Origin of the sequence: Nocardia transvalensis NBRC 15921, from assembly GCF_000308875.1 — a bacterium.
GTDB classification, from domain to species: Bacteria; Actinomycetota; Actinomycetes; order Mycobacteriales; family Mycobacteriaceae; genus Nocardia; species Nocardia transvalensis.
In genome coordinates this window covers 63,035-83,594 of record NZ_BAGL01000042.1, presented here as the reverse complement: position 1 = coordinate 83,594, position 20,560 = coordinate 63,035, and the positions used below count along the sequence as shown (strand labels likewise).

The following is a 20,560-nucleotide window of genomic DNA, read 5'->3' as shown; positions in this document are numbered from 1 at the left end:
TCAGAGGATCCGGGAGAGGAATTCCTTGGTGCGATCGTGGCGGGGAGCGGCCAGGAGGTCGCGGGGCGGGCCCGATTCGACGACGACGCCGGCGTCCATGAACACCAGCTGGTCGGCGACCTCGCGGGCGAAGCCCATCTCGTGGGTGACCACCACCATCGTCATGCCGGAGGCGGCCAGTTCCCGCATGACGCCGAGGACCTCGCCGACCAGTTCGGGATCCAGCGCCGAGGTGGGCTCGTCGAAGAGCATCAGCTTCGGATCCATGGCCAGCGCACGGGCGATCGCGACCCGCTGCTGCTGCCCGCCGGACAGCTGCGCCGGATACGCGTCGGCCTTCTCCGACAGGCCGACCCGGTCCAGCAGTTCCTTGGCCCGGGTCACCGCGTCGGCCTTGCGAATCCGCTTGACCTGGGTGGGCGCCTCGATGACGTTCTCCAGCGCCGTGCGGTGCGGGAACAGGTTGAAGTGCTGGAACACCATGCCGATATCGCGACGCTGTTTGGCGGCCTCGCGGGGATGCAGTTCGTAGAGCCTGCCGCCCTTCTCGCGATAGCCGACCAGATCACCGTCGACGTAGAGCCGCCCGGCATTCACCTGTTCCAGGTGGTTGATGCAGCGCAGGAAGGTCGACTTGCCCGAGCCGGACGGCCCGACCAGGCACATCACCTCACCGCGCGGCACCTCCAGCGAGATGCCCTTGAGCACCTGCAGCGCACCGAAGTTCTTGCACACCTGCTGCGCGCGGATCATCGGCGCGGCATCGTTCACCGCGGCGGTCATTTGCCCACCTCCAGCTGAGCGTCGGCCAGGGCCCGCAGCTGTTTGGCGGTCAGCTGGCGGCTGGCGCCGCGCGAGTAGTACCGCTCCAGATAGTGCTGTCCGACCATGAGAACGCTGGTGATCACCAGGTACCAGGTCGCGGCGACCAGCAGCAGCGGAATGGGTTGCAGGTTGACGGCGTAGATGTCGCGGGCGCGGCCGTACACGTCGGTGGTCAGCGGGATCGCGGCCACCAGCGAGGTGGTCTTGAGCATGCTGATCAGCTCGTTGCCGGTCGGCGGGATGATCACCCGCATGGCCTGCGGCAGGACGGTGCGGCGCATCGTCTGCCCCCACGACATGCCCAGCGCGACGGATGCCTCGCGCTGCCCCTCGCCCACGGAATTGATTCCCGCACGGACGATTTCGGCCATGTAGGCGGCCTCGTTGAGACCCAGGCCGATCATCGCGAACAGGAACGGCGTGTGCCAGTCCTGGATGTACAGGTGCAGCAGCTGCGGGCCGAACGGGACACCGAGATCGATGACCTTGTACAGCGACGGGAACAGGCCCCAGAACACCAGCTGCACGTAGACGGGCGTGCCGCGGAAGACCCACAGGTACACCCACGCCACCGACCGCAGCACCGGATTCGGCGACAGGCGCATCACCGCCAGCACGACGCCCAGCACCACGCCGATGGCCATGGCCAGCACGGTCAGCTCCAGCGTGATCAGAACGCCGGACTCGATCCTGGTGTCGAACAGGTACTTCCAGTAGATGTCCCACCGGTAGGCGGGGTTGGTGGCGGCGCCGTAGACGAACAGCGCCAGCAGCGCGAGGATGACCGCCGCGGCGACCCATCGGCCCGGATGCCGCAGCGGCACCGCCGTGATCGCCGCGGGGTCGGTCCCCGGCGGGGAGTCGTGCTCGCTCACGGGTGTCAGCCCACCGCGCCGTTGATCGTGGCCTTGGTGATCGCGCCGTCCTGGACGCCCCAGTTCTCGGCGATCTTGCGGTAGTCACCGGAGTCGATCAGGTGCTGCACCGCTTCCTGCAGCACGCTCGCCAGCGGCGCGCCCTTGGGCACCGGCCAGCCGTAGGGCTGCGATTCGAACAGCGGGCCGGCCGGTTCGATCTTGTCCTGGTTCTGTTTGATCGCGTAGGCCGTCACGGGCGAATCGGCCGACATGGCGTCGACCTGGCCGAGGACGAGGGCCGTGGCCGCCGCGCTCTGCTCGTCGAAGGCGACGACCTCGATCTTGGGCTTGCCCGCCGCCTCGCACGCCTTGCTCTTATTCGGGACGTCGTCGGTCTCCTCGATGGTGGTGCGCTGCACCGCCACTCGCTTGCCGCAGGCGTTGTTCGGGTCGACCGGCTTACCCTTCTGCTGCGCCCACTGGATTCCGGCGCTGAAGTAGTCGACGAAATCGACGGTCGCCTCGCGCTCCTTGGTATCGGTCATCGACGACATGCCCACGTCGTAGGTGCCGGCCTGGATCGCGGGGATGATCTTCTCGAAGTCGGACTCCTGGTACTCGGCACGCACGCCGAGCGTCGACGCCACGGCGTCCATCAGGTCGACGTCGTAGCCGATGATCTTGCCGGAGCCGTCCTTGTACTCGTTGGGCTGGTAGGGAATGTTCACCCCGACCACCAGCTTGCCGGACTGCTTGATCTTGTCGGGCAGCTTGGCGGCGATCGCGTCGGCCTTGGCGACCTGGACCTTCTCCACCGCGGGGGCGTTGTCCTCGGTATTCGTGGTGCAGCCGGACAGTGCCAGCGCACCGCCGGCGAGGACACAGAAGGCCCGCAGGGCGTACCCGCGAGCACCGGATCGAACAGACACAGCAGCCCTCCATGTTTGGGTGAGCGACATATGGTGGTCGCCCGCCGTTCGAAATGTAGGCGATTCGGACCGACTGTGTCGGTCGGTTACCGAAGGTTAATCCGCACGGGGTACGGCGGACGGCCTTACACGCCGAGTTCGGGACCCTATCACCAGCGATGCAGCCGGGCCCGCACCTGTTCGGTGAATTCGCCGGTCGAGGCCAGACCGCCCAGATCGGTGGTCGCGATGCCCGCGGCGAAGGTGGCGGCGACCGCGCGTTCGATCCGTTCCGCCGCGTGGGCAGCAACAGTGCTGTTGCGCCGGATTCCCAGCCACCGCAACAGCATTGCCGCCGACAGTTGCAGCGCCGCCGGATTCGCTCGGTTGTGGCCGGCCAGCGTGGGGGCGGCGCCGTGCACTGCCTGCGCCATCGCCTGGGTCGCCGAGCAGTTCAGCGAGGCGGCGAGGCCGAGCGATCCGCTCAGCTCGCCCGCCAGATCGGAGAGGATGTCGCCGAACAGGTTCTCCGTCACCAGGACGTCGTAGTCGGCGGGCGCCCGGACCAGGTGCGCGGCCACCGCGTCGACGTGCTCGTCGTCGACCCGCACCCCCGGATACTCGTGCGCGACCTCGCGGCAGACGTCGCGGAACAGGCCCATGGTCAGCGGCAGCACATTGGCCTTGTGCACGATGGTCACGTGACGGCGGCGCGCGGCGGCCAGCCGGAAGGCCTCGTGCGCAATCCGCGCGCAGGCCTGGCGGGTCACCACCCCGACCGACAGGGCGACGTCCGGGGCCGGCGCGAACTCCCCCGACCCGGAGAACATATTGCGATCGGCGTAGAAACCCTCGCTGTTCTCCCGGACGATGACCAGGTCCATCTCCGTCGCCGCGGCCCGCACGCCCGGAAACACCCGTGCCGGGCGGATATTGGCGAACAGCCCGAACCGCTTGCGGATCGCGCCGCCGGGCGGGGCGCCGACGCGGTGCTCGGCGGCGTAGGAGGCATTGTCGTGCGGCCCGAGGATCCACGCGTCGAGCGTCTCCAGCGCCGCCAGCGTCGGCTCGGGCAGCGGGTCGCCGAACTCCTCGATCGCGGTGTGCCCCATGGCGAGCGGCACCCAGTCGACCGGGCCCGCACCGCCGGCCGCGAACGCCTCGTCCACCACCTCCCGCGTCGCCCGGACCACCTCCGGCCCGATCCCGTCCCCCTCGATCAGCCCCAGCCGCATCCGTGTCTGTTCCCCGTTCGTCAGTCCGCCCACGTCACCCATCCTCATCTTGTTCCAGCGCGCCTCTCTTGTTACCGGCACGCCGGAAATACAGCGGACGGCCTCGACACGTATCTTGGGTTCGATCATGGTTCAGTCGGTCGAATTACTGGTGGACGACGCGGCCGAGGACGAGATCCGGCGGCAGTGGCGCCTGCTCGCCGAGGCGGGCGTGCCCAGTCCCGCTGCCCATCACCGCCCGCACATCACCGTCGCCGTCGCCCGCCAGATCTGGCCGCACCTCGACCAGTCCCTCGCCGCCCAGGAATTCCACCCGTTCCCCATCCGCCTCGGCGGCCTCCTGATCTTCGGCGCCCGCCACCCGATCCTCGTCCGCCCGGTCGTCCCCACCGACACCCTCCTGGACCTCCAGCGCCGCATCTTCACGGTCATCGCCCACTGCCCCGGCATCCCCGCCAACGTCCGCCCCGACACCTGGACCCCCCACATAACCCTCGCCCGCCGCCTGAAGCCCCACCAACTCGCGGAAGCCGTCCACGCCGTCGCCACCGACCGCGACCTCCCCGCAACGGTCGTCGGAATCCGCCGCTGGGACGGCGACCAACGCCAGGAATGGCCGATCTCCCGCTGACGCGCCTTGGAATAGGACAGCGGGGTGGGGTGTTGGCTTGGTTGCCATGTCCACTAAAGTGGTGGATGAGGGAGTGAGGAGGACACCGTGCAGTTCGGGATCTTCAGCGTCGGGGATGTCACCGCCGACCCGACGACCGGGCGGACGCCGTCCGAGGCCGAGCGGATCAAGGCGATGGTGGCCATCGCGTTGAAGGCCGAAGAGGTCGGGCTGGATGTGTTCGCGACCGGGGAGCATCACAATCCGCCGTTCGTGCCGTCGTCGCCGACGACCATGCTCGGCTATGTCGCCGCGCGCACCGAACGGTTGCAGCTGTCGACGGCGACCACCCTGATCACCACCAACGATCCGGTGAAGATCGCCGAGGACTTCGCCATGCTCCAGCATCTGGCCGACGGCCGGGTGGATCTGATGCTCGGGCGCGGCAACACCGGCCCGGTGTATCCGTGGTTCGGCAAGGACATCCGCGAGGGCATTCCACTGGCGATCGAGAACTACCACCTGCTGCGCACGCTCTGGCGCGAGCCGCGCGTGGACTGGCAGGGCAAGTTCCGCACCCCGCTGCAGGGCTTCACCGCGACGCCCGCCCCGCTGGACGACACCCCGCCGTTCGTATGGCACGGCTCGATCCGGTCGCCCGAGATCGCCGAGCAGGCCGCCTATTACGGCGACGGCTTCTTCCACAACAACATCTTCTGGAACATCGAGCACACCGCGCAGATGGTCGGCCTGTACCGGCAGCGCTACGAGCACTACGGCCACGGCGCCGCCGATCAGGCCGTGGTGGGCCTGGGCGGTCAGGTCTTCATGGCCGAGACCGAGGCGGCGGCCAAGAAGTTCTTCCGGCCGTACTTCGACAACGCGCCCGTCTACGGCCACGGCCCGTCGATGGAGGAGTTCACCGAGCTCACCCCGCTGACCGTCGGCACGCCCGAGCAGGTGATCGAGCGGACCCTCGGATTCGCCGACGCCGTCGGTGACTACCAGCGTCAGCTGTTCCTGATGGATCACGCGGGCCTGCCGCTCGACGTGGTCCTGGAGCAGCTCGAGATCCTCGGCCGCGAGGTAGTTCCCGTGCTGCGCAAGGAGTTCGAGGCCCGCCGCCCGAGCCACGTGCCCAGCGACCCGCCCACGCACGCCTCGCTGGTGGCCGCCGGCCCCGAGGCCCCGCACCATCTCGTCGAACCCGCCCGCGAACGGCTGGCCGCAGCCCGGAAGGAATGAACCCGTGAGTCGCACCGTCGTCGTCCTCACCGCGGGACTGTCCCAACCGTCCACCACCCGGCTGCTCGCCGATCAACTGGCCGGGGCCGTCGACGCCGCCGTCACCGGCCGCGGCGAGTCCGTCGACTTCGAGATCGTCGAATTGCGGGATCTGGCAACCGATCTGGCGACCACGCTCACCACCGGCGGCCTGCCCACCCCGGCGGTCGCCGCGGTGCGGGAGCAGATCTCCGCCGCCGACGGCGTGATCGCCGTGACCCCGGTGTTCGCGGCGAGCTACAGCGGACTGTTCAAGATGTTCATCGACGTCCTGGACCCCGACGCCCTCAACGGCATGCCGGTCCTGATCGCCGCCACCGCCGGCACGCCGCGCCACGCGCTGGTCCTCGACCACGCCATGCGGCCGCTGTTCAGCTACCTGCGCGCCGTGGTGACGCCGACCGGAGTCTTCGCCGCCACAGCGGATTTCGGATCCGCCGAACTCACCGACCGGGTGCGGCGCGCCGCCGCCGAATTCGTCCGGCTGGTGGTCGCGGAGCCGGCCACGGTCTCCGGCTTCCTCGACGAGGAGCCCGTGCGCGCTCGCACCTCGGGCAACACCCTCCCGGCCCCGACCCCGTTCGCCGAACTTCTCGCCGGGCACAACGGGTCGCCCGTGGGCGGCTAGCTCACCTGTCCCCCGTCAGATCCGACGCCAGATCGCGCACCTCGACGCCCTCCGGATCCCGCACCTCCGCAACCACTTCCGGGCGGTCGTCGAATTCCAGGCGCAGCGCGCGGCACATGGTGGCGTGCATGTCGTAGAGCGCGGTGATGTAGGTCAGCTCCAGGATCTCCGGATCGGTGAGATTCGCCCGCAGCACCGCGAACACCTCGTCGGGCACCCGCCCGCCGTCGTAGACCAGGCCGTCGGTATAGGCCAGCACCGCCCGCTCGAGATCGGAGAAACAGCCGCTCACCTGCCAATGCGGAATAGCGGCGATCTTCTCCTCGGCCACCCCCAGCGACCGCATCTGCTTACAGTGCTGGGAGAACACGAACCGGCTGCCGCGGGCATACCCGGCCCGGCTCTGCCCGAGTTCGCGCAGCGCCGGATCCAGGGTGGCGTTGCGGTAGACCGCGAAACCCCGGACCGCGTGCCGGAAGACCTCCGGCGACTGTGCGAAGACGGTCCACCAGTCGCCCGGCGTGCCGTGCACGGTGCCGTGATCGACGGCGGGGTCCTTGTCGGGGCCGAACAGCCGGTCGTAGAAGAACAGGATCTTCTCGTCGGTCACTTCGGCGCGGGGCACTTCGCGGAGACGCGGCATCGTGCGGATTCCTCTCGGGTGGTGCGGGTTTCGCGGTTCAGCGGGCGGAGGGCACGCGGCGATCGGCCGCCGTCTTCGGCTCGTGGGTCACGTCGGCGTCGGTGAAAGTGCGCATCCAGCAGGCGAATTCGAGCAGAACGCCGTCCGGATCCTGGAAATAGAACGACCGCACGAACGTGCCGGGATGCACCTCGCGCGACACCCCCTTGCGGCTGTCGTCGTGATTGAGCACCCGGCTGACCTTGACGCCCTCGGCCCGCAGCCGCTCGTAGTACTCGTCGAACTCCTCCGGCGGCACCGCGAACGCCACGTGATTCATCGAGCCGACCCCGCTGACCAGTTCACCCTCGTCCGGCAGGCCCTTCGGCGCGGCGAGGCCGGGCGTCGCGTCGGGCGCGTCGGCGAGCCAGAAGAAGGCCAGGGTATTTCCGCCGCCGCAGTCGAAGAAGAAATGCTGACCCAGATCACCGGGCAGTTCGATAGTCTTCACCAGCGGCATACCGAGTGTTCCCGAATAGAATTCGATCGTTCGGCGCATATCCGCACACACCAGCGCGAGATGATTGATCCCGCCCAGTCGGAATTTCGGGTTGGCGGCGCTCATGGCAATCCTTCCGCTCGGCGCATGAACTGACTTGACAGTCATGTCATGTTGTTGGATAGTCTGATCCGTGCCGAAGTCATCTGTCAATAGCGCGCCCGCCGCGGTCGACACCTTGACGCCGCGGGGCCGGAAAACGCGTGACGCCCTCCTGGACGCCGCGCGCGTCGTCTTCGAATCCGTCGGATTCCTCGATACCCGGGTGGAGCTGATCGCCCAGGAGGCGGGCGTCTCCTATGGCACCTTCTACCGCTATTTCGAGTCGAAGGACGATGTCTTCGGCGAGCTGAGCACCCGGCTGTTCGAAGATATGCACCGCCGCGACCCCGCCCCGGCGGAGCTGTCCCCCGCCGCCAAACTGATCGCCGCCAACCGCTCCTATTACGAGGCGTATCGGCGCAACGCCCGCTTCATGGCGATCGTCGAACAGGTGGCGACCTTCAACGAGGACTTCCGGCGGCTGCGCCACGAGCACCGCCGTCAGCTCCTCGACCGCACCTCCCGGGCGATCGCCCGCTGGCAGGGCGAGGGCCTGGTCCATCCGAAGCTCGATCCGGAGCTGGCGGCCCGCGCGATGTCGGCGATGGTCGAACACACCCTCTATCTGTGGTTGATCCAGGGCGAGGACGCCGACGAGGCCGCGCTGCTGGACACCCTCGACCGCATGTCGGTCAGCGCGCTCGGGCTCGACCCGGACCAGACGTAGGACACCGGCGCCGAGCAGGAGGCACCATGACAGCAGCTCCCCCGCCCACCGAGATTCCCGGCGCCCTGGACGGATACCGGGTGCTCGAACTCGGGACGCTGATCGCGGGCCCCTACTGCGGCCGCCTGCTCGGCGATATGGGCGCCGACGTCATCAAGATCGAAGCACCGGATCGTCCCGACCCCCTGCGGGATTGGGGTCAGGCCGAGGGCGGGCACCAGTACTTCTGGACCGTGCACGCGCGCAACAAGCGCTGCGTCAGCCTGGATCTGCGCACCGAGGCGGGCCGCGAGGTCTTCCTCGAACTCGCCGCCACGGCCGACGTGGTGGTGGAGAGCTTCCGCCCCGGCACCCTCGAACGCTGGGGCCTCGGCTACGACACGCTCACCGCGCGCAATCCGCGACTGGTGCTGGCGCGGGTCTCCGGCTACGGGCAGACCGGGCCGTACGCGTCGCGGCCCGGGTACGCCTCCGTCGCGGAGGGCATCAGCGGGCTGCGGCACCTCAACGGATTCCCGGGGCAGGCGCCGCCGCGGCTGGCGCTGTCCCTCGGCGACAGCCTGGCCGGGCTGTTCGCCTTCCAGGGCGTCCTCGCCGCGCTGCTGGTGCGCGAACGCACCGGCCGCGGGCAGATCGTCGACGCGGCGCTGACCGAAGCGTCGCTGGCCGTTCAGGAGTCGACTATCCCGGACTACCACAAGACCGGCCATATCCGGCAGCCGTCGGGCACCCGCCTCGACCGGGTGGCGCCGTCGAATCTGTACCGGGCCGCCGACGGGCTGTGGGTGATCATCGCCGCCAATCAGGACACGGTGTTCGGGCGGCTGGCGAAGGCGATGGACCGGCCCGGCCTCGCCGCCGATCCGCGGTACGCCACGCACACCGCGCGCGGCGAACACCAGGACGAACTGGACGAGCTGATCGCCGAGTGGGCCGGCGGTTACGACGCCGCCGACCTGATCGACCTCCTCGCCACCTTCGGCGTGGTCGCGGGCCCGGTGAACACGGTCGCCGAGGTGATGACCGACCCCCAGTTCACCGCGCGCGGCCTCTTCGTCGATCACGTCGACCCGTCGCGCGGCCGCGACGATCCGGAGTTCGACCCGGTACCGGCCAAGGGCGTCGGCGTCGTCCCCCGGCTCAGCGAGACCGCCGGCGGCGTCCGGTGGGGTGGCGCGAGCCGCCCGGGCACCCACACCGAGGAGGTCCTCGGCGGCCTGCTCGGCTACGACCACGACCGGCTGGCCCGGTTGCGCGCGCAAGGCACCATCGCATGACCGCCGTCGACATCCGCGAGGTGGGTTCGCTCGACGGCCGAACTCGAATTCGAGGAGATCCTCCGATGAACGACCTGGCCGATCGCTTCTTCGCCGCCGTCAGCGCCGGCGACGCGGCGGCACTGACCGAGATGTACCTGCCGGACGCGCGCATCTGGCACAACGACGACGCCACCGAGCAGACCGTCACCGAGAACCTCCGGGTGCTGCGCTGGCTGTCGCGGACCGTGGACAACCTTCGGTACGAGGAGATTCGGCGCTATCCCCTGCGCGACGGCTTCGCTCAGCAGCACGTCCTGCGCGGACATCTGCCCGGCCACGGCGCACTGGAAGTGCCCGCCGCCCTGTTCGTGCGCGTGCGGGACGGCCGTATCGGCCGCATAGACGAGTACGTCGACTCGGCGGCCACCCGGCCGCTGCGCGAGCTGGCCGCCGCGGCCCGGGAGCGCCGATGACGACCGCGGACATCACCGAAACGATCTCGCGCATGCGGCTTTTCATCGACGAGGAAGTCGTGCCGGCGGAGCCCGTGCTGGTCGTCGAGGGCGAGGCGGCGCAGGCCGCGCTGGCCCGGCTGCGGGAGCGCGCGAAGGAACTCGGGCTGTGGGCGCTGGGCCATCCGGCCGAACTCGGCGGCGGCGGAGTGCCGTTCCTCGACTTCGTGCGGCTCAACGAGATCATCGGCCGCTCGGAATTCGGGCAGCTGGCCGTCGGCTCGGTGTCCATGCAGGACACCCTCATGCTGCACAGGCACGGCACCGAGGACCAGCGCCGCCGCTGGATCCCGCCGATGGTCGCCGGTGACGTCATGCCGTCGGTCGGGCTGACCGAACCGGAGGTGGCGGGCTCCGATCCCACTCTCGTCGCCACCCGCGCGGAACTCGACGGCGACACCTGGATCATCAACGGGCACAAGTGGTTCACCACCGGCGCCCAGCAGGCCGCGTACTGCACCGTCTTCGCGAACACCGAATCCGGCGATGTGCCGCGGCACGCCCGGATCAGCGCGATCATCGTGCCGACCGACACCCCCGGCTTCGAGATCGTCCGCGCCATCCCGACGATGGGACACGACCCGAGCGACCACTACGAGATCCGGCTCACCGATGTGCGCGTACCCGCCGCGAACCTGCTGGGTGAGCGCGGCAAGGGCTTCGCCGTGGCGCAGGATCGGCTCGGGCCGGGCCGGATCTTCCACTGCATGCGGTGGCTCGGCCAGGCCCAGCGCGCCTACGAACTGATGTGCGTCCGCGCCAATACCCGCTACGCGCACGGTTCGCTGCTCGCGGAGAAGGGCGAGATCCACCGGTACATCGCGGAATCCGCCGCCGAGATCCACGCCGCCCGGCTCATGACCCTCGACGCCGCCCGCGCCATGGACGCCGGCGAGGACTACCGGGTGCGGGTCGGGCTGATCAAGTTCTGGGGTGCGCGCATGCTGCACAACGTGATCGATCGCGCCATCCAGGTGCACGGCGCACTCGGCCTGACCGCCGACACCCCGCTGGAACGGATGTACCGGCAGGCGCGCTACGCCCGCGTCTACGACGGTCCCGACGAGGTGCACCGCATGTCCACCGCACGGCGTTTGCTGAAGTCCCCGGAGGCCGCGCCATGGCTGTGACCGTTTCCCTGCCCGACGGCGTCCGCGATGTGCTCGCGGCGGCTTTGGGCACCGCGCTGACCGATGTCGAGTTGCGGCGGTTCACTGGCGGCGCCAGCAGGGAGGTCTACGCGATCGCCGCCCGCGACGACAGGGGCGCGCCGGTGCGGGCGGTGCTGCGCCGCGATCCGCCGGGGCACGGTGACGCCGCCCGAATGCGCGCCGAGGCGTCCTGCCTGCGGGCGGCGGCAGCGGCGGGCGTCCCGGTCCCGGCCGTCCTCGCCGCCGCGGACGACGCGCCGGGCATCGACGCGCCCTACCTGGTGATGGAGCTGGTCACCGGCGAGTCCATTCCCCGTAGGCTGCAACGGAATCCAGAATTCGCCTCGGTGCGCGACCGCCTCGCCGGAGACCTCGGCGAGGTCCTCGGCCGTATCCACCGCACCCCGCTCGACACGCTGGGCCCGCTCGACGACAGCGATCCCCTGGACACGCTCGAACAGATCTATCGCGACCTCGCCCAGCCCCGTCCGGTGGTCGAGATGGGATTGCGATGGCTGCGCGACCGGCCCCCGGCCGCCCGCCCGAACGCGCTCGTACACGGCGACTTCCGGCTCGGCAACTTCCTTGTCGAACCGGACGGCCTGCGCGCGGTGCTCGACTGGGAACTGGCGCATATCGGCAACCCGATCGAGGATCTGGGCTGGCTGTGCGTCCGGGCCTGGCGCTTCGGCGCCCCGGCCCCGGTCGGCGGCCTGGGCACCCGCGACCAACTCCTCGACGGCTACGAGCGCGCCACCGGGACCCGGCCGGCCCCGGACGAACTGCACTGGTGGGAGGTGTTCGGCACGCTGAAGTGGCTGGTGCTGAGCATGTTCCAGGCCGAGCGCCACCACAGCGGCGCGGAACGCTCGATCGAATTGGCGGCCATCGGCCGGCGGGTCTGCGAATCCGAATTCGACCTGCTCACCGCGCTCGGTCTGCTCGACGACGCGGTCACCGTGCCCACGACGGCCGAACCCGCCGACACCGTGCACGACCGCCCCGCGCCCGCCGAGATCATCGAACTCGTCACCGAGACCCTCGCCGCCGAGATCGGCCCGGCGCTCACCGAGGCGGATCAGCGCCGACGCTACCTGCTGCGCGTCTGCACGACCCTGCTCGGCACCGCGGCCCGCGAACTCCGCGCCGGACCCGCGGCCGGCACCGAGGTCCGACGGCAACTCGCCGCCCTGGGCTGCGATTCCGAAGCGGCACTGGCGATCCGGCTGCGGTCGGGCGAGAACGACTACGCCGACAACGAGATTCGCCGCGTCACCACGCTCGCGGTCCTGTCCCGCCTCCAGGTCGCGAATCCGCGTCACCTCGGCTGACCCCACCTCACGAGAATCGCTCGCGCAGTTCGCGTTTGAGGACCTTGCCGGTCACGTTCTTCGGCAGCGCGTCGACGAACTCGACCCGGCGGGGCACCTGGAAACCGCCGAGGTGATCACGGCAGCCCGCGACGATATCGTCCGCCGACACGGTCGCGCCCTCGCGGAGCACCACCACCGCGCACACGACCTCACCCCAGGTCTCGTCGCGCACGCCGATCGCGGCCGCCTCGGCGACTCCGGGCTGCCGGTAGAGGGCCTGTTCGACCGTCAACGAGGCGACGTTCTCGCCGCCGCTGATGATCAGGTCCTTCTTCCGGTCGACGATGTAGACGAAGCCCTCCTCGTCCTGGCGGACCAGGTCACCGGTGCGGAACCAGCCGTCGACGCGGGTCTCCGCGGTCGCCCGCGGATCGTTCCAGTACCCGGCGGTCACCTGGTCTCCGCGCACGATCATCTCGCCCACGGCCCCGGCGGGCACGTCGGCGAAATCGTCGTCGACGATGCGAATGTCGGCCAGCCGCATCGGCTTTCCCGCCGAGGCGAGCAGATGCGTCTCACCCTGCGCGGCCCGGCGATGCGCGGCCTGATCCAGGTGCAGCACATTGCCCGCGAGTTCGGTCATGCCCATGCCCTGATAGAAATCGCAGCCGAAGCGTTGCAGTCCCGCGCGGAGTACGGCGGCGGGAATGGCGGAGGAGCCGTAGCCGACCGCCTCCAGCGTGGTCAGCGAATGCCGGTCCAGCTCCGGGTCTTGGAGCAGGAAGTTGATCATCGTGGGGGCCAGACCCGTGTGGGTGACCCGCCATTCGTCGACCAGCCGGAGGAAGGTCGCGTTGTCGTAGGCGCGCAGGATGCCGACCGTCGCGCCGACCAGATGGTTGATCATGACGACGTACCCGCCGATGTGACACAGCGGGAAGCAGAACAGGAATACCGTCTCCTCCGGTATGCCCCACTGGAGGGCCGACGACGTCAGACCGGCGAGCAGGTTGCGATGCGACAGCATCACGCCCTTCGGCGCGCCGGTCGTGCCGCTGGTGTACACCAGCCACGCCATCTCGCTCGGGTCCGGGCGCGTGGCCGGGACCTCGGCCGATGCCGCGCCGACAAACTCGTCCCAGGCGAGCGTGCCCGGGGCCGTGCCGATCGAAATCACCGTCGTCACCGACGGGATGCGCTCGCGCACGCGGTCCACCAGGTCCGCGAACTCGGGCGCCACGATCAGCACCCGCGCGCCGGAATGTGTGAGGAGCGAGACGATCTGGTCCGGATGCAGCCGGAAGTTGAGAATCGTCAGCGCCATACCCGCCATCGGGACGCCGTAGTAGCAGTCCAGGTACCGCGTGCAGTTGCCGGACAGGATCGCGACCCGGTCACCCGGCGCGGCGACGCCCAGCAGCGCGTTGGCGAGGCGGCGGCTGCGCTCGCACAGCTGCCGGTAGTCGATGGCCTCGTCCTCGAATCGCACCGCGATCCGGTCCGGATGTTTGCGCGCGCCGTATTCGACGATGTCCCCGATCAGCATTCGCGCAACTCCTCGCCGGATCGGATTCCCTTGGCGCTCACCGGATCGCGAGCGGATTGATCGGCGAGCCGACGCCGCGGGTGAACGGCAGCGGCGGTCCGGCGTAGAAGAATTCCCACCGGTTGTCGGCCGCGCACGCCTCGGACAGCTCCTCGAAATCGAGCATCTCCGCGAGCGTGAGGCCCATATCCCGGATGAGCACCATATGCAGTTCGAACGCGGTGCCCGGATGCTCGCCCGGCATCACCTCGACCGCCCAGTTGTCCGAACCCAGCACGGCCACATCGTGTTCCCGCAACCAGGGCGCGCACGCCAGGCTCAGACCGGGCTCGCCGGCCATGAAGCCCGCGGCGTCGCGGTCGGCCAGGAACTTCCGGCGCCATCCCGTGCGGATCAGCAGGATGTCGCCCGCGCCGATCGTGACGCCCTGGGCGGCGGCCACCGCGTCGAGTTCGTCGGGTCCGATCGCCGTGCCCGCCTCGAGCCAGTCGACGCCGCGAGACCGGGCGACGTCGAGCAGGACGCCGCGCCCGGCGATGCCCCCGGCCTGGGTGTGGATCCCGCATCGGGCGGCGCCCTTGACCGTGATCCCGTCGCCGGGATGGCCGTTGTAGAGCTGGTCGTCGTAGTGCACGTGTGCCAGCGAGTCGTACTGGGATCCGGCCTGCAGCGGCATGAAGACGAAATCGTCGGCCCACTTGAACCCGCCCGGCAGCACCTGCTCCTGGCCGTTCTCCGACATCAGCCGGATCGGGTTGATCCGCAGGCCGCCCGGTTGCGGGCCGTCCCCGTCGAGCGGAATGCCCAGCGGGAACGTCGTTCCGGAGCGAATCAGGCTCGCGGCGGCCCGCACACGCTCCGGGGTGATCAGATTGGTGGTCCCGCGCTCGTCCTCGGTCCCCCACCGACCCCAGTTGCTGACCTTCCGGCCCAGCGTGCGCATATCGGGAACTTCAGGCACCGTCGCCTCCTCGCATCATGACGTGACAGTCATGTCAACTTTCCCGACAAGTGTGATCGACGGCACTATCGCTGTCAATAGACGAGCGCCGCGACCGGATCCACCGATGGGCCCGGCTGATCGCTACGGCATGCCGCCGTCGCAGCGGAGGGTGGCGCCGGTCGTGTAACTGGAGGCATCGGAGGCGAGATACAGTGCGGCGCCGATGATTTCGTCGGGCCGGCCGATGCACTGGAGGGCATGGGCGGCGAACGGGTTGTGGCCGGGCTCGAGATTCCCGAGGTCCCATCCGGCGGTGGCGTCGGTACGGTGCGGGCCCGCCATGAGCGTGTTGACCCGGACCGACGGGCCCAGGGCGAGCGCCAACCCCTCCGTCACGGCATTGAGTCCGGCCTTCGCCGCCGCGTACGGCACGATCGAGGGCCGGGGCCGGATGGACCCGGTCGAGCTGACATTGACGATGGATCCCCGCCCCGCGGCCACCATGCGTTCGCCGATCAACGCGGACAGCCGGAAGGGACCCTTGAGATTGAGGGCCAGCACGGCGTCGAAGAGCTTCTCGGTCACCGAGGTCAGACTGTCGTAAACCGGTTGCATCCCCGCGTTGTTGACGAGCACGTCCACCTTCCCGAACCGGTCGTACACGGCGTCGACCAGCCCGTCGAGCTGATCCCACCGCCCGACGTGCACACCGTAGGCCATCGCGGCACGACCGGTCCGCTCGTGAATCTCGGCGGCGACCGCCGCACAGTTGTCATAGTCCCGGCTGGCGACGACAACATCCGCACCGCACCTCGCAGCCGCGAAAGCCATCTCCCGCCCGAGCCCCCGACTCCCCCCGGTGACCACCACAACCCTGTCCGTCAGATCGAACACCTCATCGGCATATCCCACGAGCCCTCCTCAATACCGCAATCTCTCTCCGGAGAATGCTATTCTCCATACAGAGATTGTCAATCTTGAGGTCGGCAAGGCGACACGGTCGACAGGCAGGGGACGCCGATGCACGAGACGGCAGTAATCACGGGCGCGGCGGGCGGAATCGGCGCGGCCGTGGCCGGGTTGCTCGCCGCCGACGGTGTCCGGTGCGTCGTCGTGGACCGCGAGCCCCACGTCACGGAGGTAGCGGACCGGATCGGTGGCGAGGCCGTCGTCGGCGACCTGACCGATCCCGAAACCTCCACGCGCGCGGTCGCTCTCGCCGGCGACCGCCTCGACCTCCTGGTGCTGAACGCCGGAACGAATTCGGCCGACAAGGACCCCGCCACCCTGGACCTCGACCGCTACCACCGCGTGGTCGGCATCAACCAGCACGCGGTGATGTGGGGCCTGCGCGCGGCCCTCCCCGTCATGCGCCGCCGGGGCGGCGGCTCCATCGCCGTCACCGCCTCCCTCGCCGCGATCCGGGCAACACCCCAGGACCCCGTCTACACCATGACCAAACACGCCGTGATCGGCCTGGTCCGCTCCCTGTCCGGCCCCCTCTCGGAGGAGAACATCACCCTCGGCGCGGTCTGCCCCGGGCTGGTCGACACGCCCCTGACCGCGCCGGGACGAGATCGCTTCCGCGCGGCCGGAATTCCGATGCTGCCCGCCGAGACGGTCGCCGCCGCGGCGGTGCGGCTCCTGCGCCTCGGCGAACCCGGCACCGAACTGGTGGTCCGGCCGGGCCGGCCGGACACCCACTACCGCCCCGCACCCCTGCCCTAAGCCCGGCGGCCGCACCGCCGGTTGCGACACATAGCTGGTGCAGCCACATAGACCAGCCAACGGCGGAATGATTTGCCTGAACCAATTGATGAGACCGGTGTCGGTGCGAGTATTTCTGTTGCCCGAGGCGAGCAGGTCACCCTATGACCGAAGCCCGCGACGGGCAACGAATTACACCCGAGGGTTTCCGATCGACACTTACCATCTCGCCTCGGCGGCGGCGCAGTCATGGGAGAATGTTTCTCTACATAGCCGATAGCCACCAGGAGACGAGTTGACCATAGCGGACTTGGTCGCCGCGCCGGATCAGCAGCAGAATCCGCTAAAGACCCTGGCCCACGTCGAGTTTCAGTTGCGCGTGTTGGGTCTGATGTGTGCTGCAGCGGCCGACGAACCGACAGGATTGACCACTCCGGGATCACTCGACACCTGGTCTCGATACATCATCCTCAACAAGCGGTTTTTCAACTGTGACGCTTGCGAGTCCCTCGCGCTCGACGTCGCGGACGGCATCAACACCGAGATCGCCGGAGGCGCTTCGGTACGCAAGATGCGTAACCAGGTTTTCCACGGTGGCCCTGATCCGGAGAATATCGACTATGAGATACTCGATCAGGTGGTGACGCAAAATGCGAGTCACATCTCGGAAATTTATGATCACCGGCACGTTATAAAGCTCGAACCGTTCTTCATCACAATCCGTGGAGAACTCGCCATATTGAACGATTATTCAGCCGCATTCGCCACCTACTGGCCCCGAAGAGGCCCAGCTACCGACATAACCGACGCTGAGATTCTGGATTCATTGCAGAGACTCGGGCCGCAAAGTGGTGACCGACTGTCGGAAAGCTACGCGCTGGACATTCAGAAGGATCTACGGGGATTTGCCGAACGAAATTCGATCCAAATCCTCGTCGAGCCTCCGGGCCCGATCGTGGCGAGATGGGATTTGCGCACTTCCAGCGGCGCCTCCCGCCGGGTCGACAACTTTGAAATCGACGTCGACCATGCTCGGATTTGGCGATCCGACTCCGGCCCCAGACCTTACAAGGAGTTCTTAGCTGATATATGTAACTGGGAACTGCTGAAAGAGCGTCTTCTAGAAGAGCTCGAGGATTCGGTTGAGTTGCAGAGTCAGATCAGCGAGGAGTTATTCCCGGACCTCAAGCGACACATCCCTAACGTCCCCGCCCAGGTCCATGTCGCCGCTGGCATTTTCGGGGACGGACGCGCGGCTACTATTACCGAAGTATGCAATCGGATAACCGCGCGGACAAACATATATAGTGCTGCAACCAATCTTATAACACTGACCGGTGAAGCCGGCTCCGGCAAGACGCACAGTTTGCTGCAGTTCGCTCGGGAGTCACTTTCGCCCGGAGGTGGGCTGAAACCCATCGCAATCTATATCTCATCGAGTGGATCGACGGCTCAAAGTCTCGATACTTTGCTGGACTCCGGGATGCCTCGCACACGGATTGTCGACAAGAGTTCGATACTGGCGCTGTGTCGCGCAGGCCTGGCAATCCTGGTAATCGATGGTTTCGACGAGTTGCTCGGATTCCGCACCTACGACAACCCGCTGACTGGGCTAAAACCTATTTTCGATGCACTACGCGGCAAAGGAACGGTCATTCTTTCGGCCAGGTCGAGCTACTGGGAAGCCCGGCTTCGGCAGAATTTGGCACTTCGTGACGCGATGGACTGGCCACCACACGTGACAGCGTTGGAGCTTTTGCCATGGCGGACCGAGCAGTTGCGTGAGCTCACAAGTCAACTAGCGGTAGATACAACATGGGAGCACACCCCGGCCGAGACTCGACAACTGCTCACGACACCATTCTTTTGTTTAGCTTTTGCAGCTTGGGCGCGATCCGGCACTTCATACGATTTCCTGCCTTTCGTTGTCGAGGTTTACCTGCAACGAGAACGACGAAAGATGCCAGGTTCACGAGGAGGCGATCTGTTTGCCACGAGCACATTGGCCGACATTTTTTCCGAGGTAGCGGAATTGGCTGCACGAAAGGCCGTTCCAGAGATTTCAGAAGAAGAATTGGAACTCGCGGCCTCCGCAGCTTTGGATCGTGAACTCACCAAGGAAGAGGGACGTCGGCTGATTGCATTGTGTGGTGTGAGCGCCGAATGGTCAGATGACGATCTTTCGTTCAAATTCACTCATCTCGCGATAGCCGAACAATTCCTTGCTCGACAAGTAGCTCGACTGCCGATCAAACAGGCGGTCACCCTACTCTTGGCCGTGCCCATCTCTGCGCTATGCGCGCGACTGATCGTCTCTATGTGGCGTACTGAGCAGCTCAAGGAACCCCACGAGCTGATCGCAGCTCTACAACGGAGTGTTACCAACACGGAGCCATTCGAGCACAGATCACCGGGTGCAATAAGCCTCGGTGAGCTTTGGTCGAATGTTTACGGGACAGTAGGCGACAGCCCTCGCATTGCGCGACGGATCACCGTCGATTATCTCGAACTCCGAGGAACTGCTCAGGTTGACCTCGACCAAGCCTATATCCAGCACTTGGTCGTAGGTCCGGGCATTCAGCTCCGGATGCGTTCGTGCCGTGTCGAACTACTCGACCTATCGAACTCCTCGGAGGGCGCCCTCATCGGAGACTCACATAAACAGGTGCTTCAACTGTTGACCCGGTCCGAACTAGCGGTAGGGCCGTGGAGTATCGAGCGAGCGCTCGGCTTGGCCGAGGACAGCAACGGCGGAGAGATCGATAGCTATTTCAAGTCGCATATTGCCCTTTCGCGCGGACCCGTTATTGTTATCGCGCGTGACTTCTCACCGGACGGCGAGGTCAGTCTCAACTGGATTCTCGAGTACGGTCTCGACGAGTGGCAAGACTTCATTCGCCGAAACCAGCGGGAGGGTGAGATCACCCTTGAAAAGGTGAACGCAGGAGGGCGCTTGAAAGTACGGGTACGTTTGAAACAGAAAATCACCGAGGAGTGATTTCCAACCCGCACCTCACCGGCCGAGCGGATATCCAAGCAATCGCGCGGGCAGGCAGCCATTTCCACCCGCTAGGTGCGGGGGCGGCGGGGCTGGGAGGGGGTGGTGAGGAGGTCGATGACGGCCTGGGCTTCCTCGGCGGTGGGGGTGGGGAGGCTGTCGCGGCCGTGGATGAGGCCGATGCCGAGGTAGACCATGGCGCCGGCGCGGAGGCGGGACTGGGTTTCGTCGAAGCCGAGTTCGAGCATGGTCTGGTTCACGATGTCGAAGACCTTGCGCTCCAAGGCTTGTACGGCGCCGGCGACCTTCGGGTCGGTGCGGGCCCACTCGCGGACGGTGGCCTCGACGATCCAGGTGCTCTGATCGACCAGGAGCGTCGCCATGTTCTCGATCCGCTGCTCGACCGGGATGGAATCGATCGCGCCGAGCGCGCGCACGGCGTCGGACTGCACCGCGCTCCACCGGTCGGCCATCGCCTCCATGAGCTGCTGGAGGTCGTCGAAGTGCCAGTAGAAACTGCCCTTCGTGACACCCAGCTCGCTGCACAGCCGGGGGATCTTGATCGCGGCCACGCCCTCGCGGGCGAGTAGCGCGAGCGCGCCGTCCACCCAGTCGTCGTAGGACAGCCGCGGCGTCCGGCTCCGCCCGCGCCGCTGCGCCTCGGCCTTCTTCGACCGTCGCGGGCGAGCGCCGGATTCCGACTCGGCCGGGGAGGGGCTCCCGGCGGCCGGTGCTGGGGGAACATCTGCGGCTGCCACGGTTTCGATGCTAGGTCAGCGGCCGGGCCGGCCGGTGCGGGCGGGGTGCTGTGGACATCGGGGTTCCTCGGTTCCG

At 67.7% G+C, this 20,560-nt stretch carries 20 protein-coding genes; 10 read left to right on the top strand and 10 right to left on the bottom strand.

Annotation, left to right across the window (positions count from 1 at the left end):
- The 4 genes from ON41_RS12870 to ON41_RS12855 all read right to left on the bottom strand — a co-directional run bounded on the left by ON41_RS12870 (position 1) and on the right by ON41_RS12855 (position 3,825).
- The gene (locus ON41_RS12870) at positions 1-753 is read right to left on the bottom strand and encodes an amino acid ABC transporter ATP-binding protein (RefSeq protein WP_040747908.1); all 753 of its coding nucleotides are present in this window, start codon (positions 751-753) and stop codon (positions 1-3) included.
- A 26-nt stretch (positions 754-779) separates the two neighbouring features.
- Positions 780-1,709 carry an amino acid ABC transporter permease gene (locus tag ON41_RS12865; protein WP_051161335.1) on the bottom strand — a complete coding sequence of 310 codons (930 nt, stop codon included), beginning with the start codon at positions 1,707-1,709 and terminating at the stop codon, positions 780-782.
- Positions 1,706-2,611, bottom strand: coding sequence for an ABC transporter substrate-binding protein (locus tag ON41_RS12860; RefSeq protein WP_040747813.1), 906 nt, complete (start codon positions 2,609-2,611; stop codon positions 1,706-1,708). The genes ON41_RS12865 and ON41_RS12860 overlap by 4 nt, the downstream gene beginning before the upstream one ends.
- 149 nt (positions 2,612-2,760) lie before the next feature.
- Entirely contained in the window at positions 2,761-3,825 is a 1,065-nt protein-coding gene (locus tag ON41_RS12855; protein ID WP_040747907.1) for an isocitrate/isopropylmalate dehydrogenase family protein, read from the bottom strand.
- A gap of 127 nt (positions 3,826-3,952) precedes the next feature.
- Between ON41_RS12855 and ON41_RS12850 the strand changes: the two genes are divergently transcribed.
- From ON41_RS12850 to ON41_RS12840, 3 genes are all read left to right on the top strand, one after another.
- Complete coding sequence (locus ON41_RS12850) at positions 3,953-4,456, top strand: 2'-5' RNA ligase family protein (protein ID WP_040747812.1); 504 nt, start codon at positions 3,953-3,955, stop codon at positions 4,454-4,456.
- 87 nt (positions 4,457-4,543) lie between these two features.
- Positions 4,544-5,680: an LLM class flavin-dependent oxidoreductase gene (locus tag ON41_RS12845; protein ID WP_040747811.1), complete on the top strand. Its 1,137-nt coding sequence runs from the start codon at positions 4,544-4,546 to the stop codon at positions 5,678-5,680.
- Positions 5,681-5,684: 4 nt separating this feature from the next.
- Positions 5,685-6,347, top strand: coding sequence for a CE1759 family FMN reductase (locus ON41_RS12840; RefSeq protein ID WP_040747810.1), 663 nt, complete (start codon positions 5,685-5,687; stop codon positions 6,345-6,347).
- A 1-nt stretch (position 6,348) separates the two neighbouring features.
- Here ON41_RS12840 and ON41_RS12835 read toward each other — a convergent pair whose 3' ends face one another.
- Both ON41_RS12835 and ON41_RS12830 read right to left on the bottom strand, forming a co-directional pair.
- A complete protein-coding gene (locus ON41_RS12835; RefSeq protein ID WP_040747809.1) occupies positions 6,349-6,990 on the bottom strand; it encodes a carboxymuconolactone decarboxylase family protein in 642 nt (213 codons plus the stop codon).
- 37 nt (positions 6,991-7,027) lie between these two features.
- Positions 7,028-7,594 carry a VOC family protein gene (locus ON41_RS12830; RefSeq protein WP_040747808.1) on the bottom strand — a complete coding sequence of 189 codons (567 nt, stop codon included), beginning with the start codon at positions 7,592-7,594 and terminating at the stop codon, positions 7,028-7,030.
- 67 nt (positions 7,595-7,661) lie between these two features.
- Here ON41_RS12830 and ON41_RS12825 point away from each other — a divergent pair, with 67 nt between their 5' ends.
- From ON41_RS12825 to ON41_RS12805, 5 genes are all read left to right on the top strand, one after another.
- Positions 7,662-8,297 carry a TetR/AcrR family transcriptional regulator gene (locus tag ON41_RS12825; protein WP_040747807.1) on the top strand — a complete coding sequence of 212 codons (636 nt, stop codon included), beginning with the start codon at positions 7,662-7,664 and terminating at the stop codon, positions 8,295-8,297.
- A gap of 26 nt (positions 8,298-8,323) precedes the next feature.
- Positions 8,324-9,574, top strand: a complete 1,251-nt coding sequence (locus tag ON41_RS12820) for a CaiB/BaiF CoA transferase family protein (RefSeq protein WP_040747806.1) — start codon at positions 8,324-8,326, stop codon at positions 9,572-9,574.
- A 65-nt stretch (positions 9,575-9,639) separates the two neighbouring features.
- The gene (locus tag ON41_RS12815) at positions 9,640-10,029 is read left to right on the top strand and encodes a nuclear transport factor 2 family protein (protein ID WP_040747906.1); all 390 of its coding nucleotides are present in this window, start codon (positions 9,640-9,642) and stop codon (positions 10,027-10,029) included.
- A complete protein-coding gene (locus ON41_RS12810; RefSeq protein ID WP_174411322.1) occupies positions 10,026-11,198 on the top strand; it encodes an acyl-CoA dehydrogenase family protein in 1,173 nt (390 codons plus the stop codon). The genes ON41_RS12815 and ON41_RS12810 overlap by 4 nt, the downstream gene beginning before the upstream one ends.
- The gene (locus ON41_RS12805) at positions 11,189-12,550 is read left to right on the top strand and encodes a phosphotransferase (protein WP_040747805.1); all 1,362 of its coding nucleotides are present in this window, start codon (positions 11,189-11,191) and stop codon (positions 12,548-12,550) included. The genes ON41_RS12810 and ON41_RS12805 overlap by 10 nt, the downstream gene beginning before the upstream one ends.
- 7 nt (positions 12,551-12,557) lie before the next feature.
- On the opposite strand, the gene ON41_RS12800 is transcribed toward ON41_RS12805, so the two are convergent.
- From ON41_RS12800 to ON41_RS12790, 3 genes are all read right to left on the bottom strand, one after another.
- Positions 12,558-14,078 (bottom strand): long-chain-fatty-acid--CoA ligase, encoded by a 1,521-nt coding sequence (locus ON41_RS12800; RefSeq protein WP_051161333.1) that lies wholly within the window; start codon positions 14,076-14,078, stop codon positions 12,558-12,560.
- 37 nt (positions 14,079-14,115) lie between these two features.
- A complete protein-coding gene (locus ON41_RS12795; RefSeq protein ID WP_040747804.1) occupies positions 14,116-15,021 on the bottom strand; it encodes a cyclase family protein in 906 nt (301 codons plus the stop codon).
- A gap of 141 nt (positions 15,022-15,162) precedes the next feature.
- Positions 15,163-15,933, bottom strand: coding sequence for an SDR family NAD(P)-dependent oxidoreductase (locus ON41_RS12790; RefSeq protein WP_040747803.1), 771 nt, complete (start codon positions 15,931-15,933; stop codon positions 15,163-15,165).
- Between the two features lie 108 nt (positions 15,934-16,041).
- On the opposite strand from ON41_RS12790, the gene ON41_RS12785 reads away from it, so the two are divergent.
- Together ON41_RS12785 and ON41_RS41520 are read left to right on the top strand one after the other, a co-directional pair.
- Positions 16,042-16,749: an SDR family oxidoreductase gene (locus ON41_RS12785; protein WP_040747802.1), complete on the top strand. Its 708-nt coding sequence runs from the start codon at positions 16,042-16,044 to the stop codon at positions 16,747-16,749.
- A 274-nt stretch (positions 16,750-17,023) separates the two neighbouring features.
- A complete protein-coding gene (locus tag ON41_RS41520) occupies positions 17,024-19,726 on the top strand; it encodes an NACHT domain-containing protein (protein ID WP_157185443.1) in 2,703 nt (900 codons plus the stop codon).
- A 71-nt stretch (positions 19,727-19,797) separates the two neighbouring features.
- On the opposite strand, the gene ON41_RS12775 is transcribed toward ON41_RS41520, so the two are convergent.
- The gene (locus tag ON41_RS12775; protein WP_040747800.1) at positions 19,798-20,484 is read right to left on the bottom strand and encodes a TetR/AcrR family transcriptional regulator; all 687 of its coding nucleotides are present in this window, start codon (positions 20,482-20,484) and stop codon (positions 19,798-19,800) included.
- Positions 20,485-20,560 lie beyond the last annotated feature (76 nt).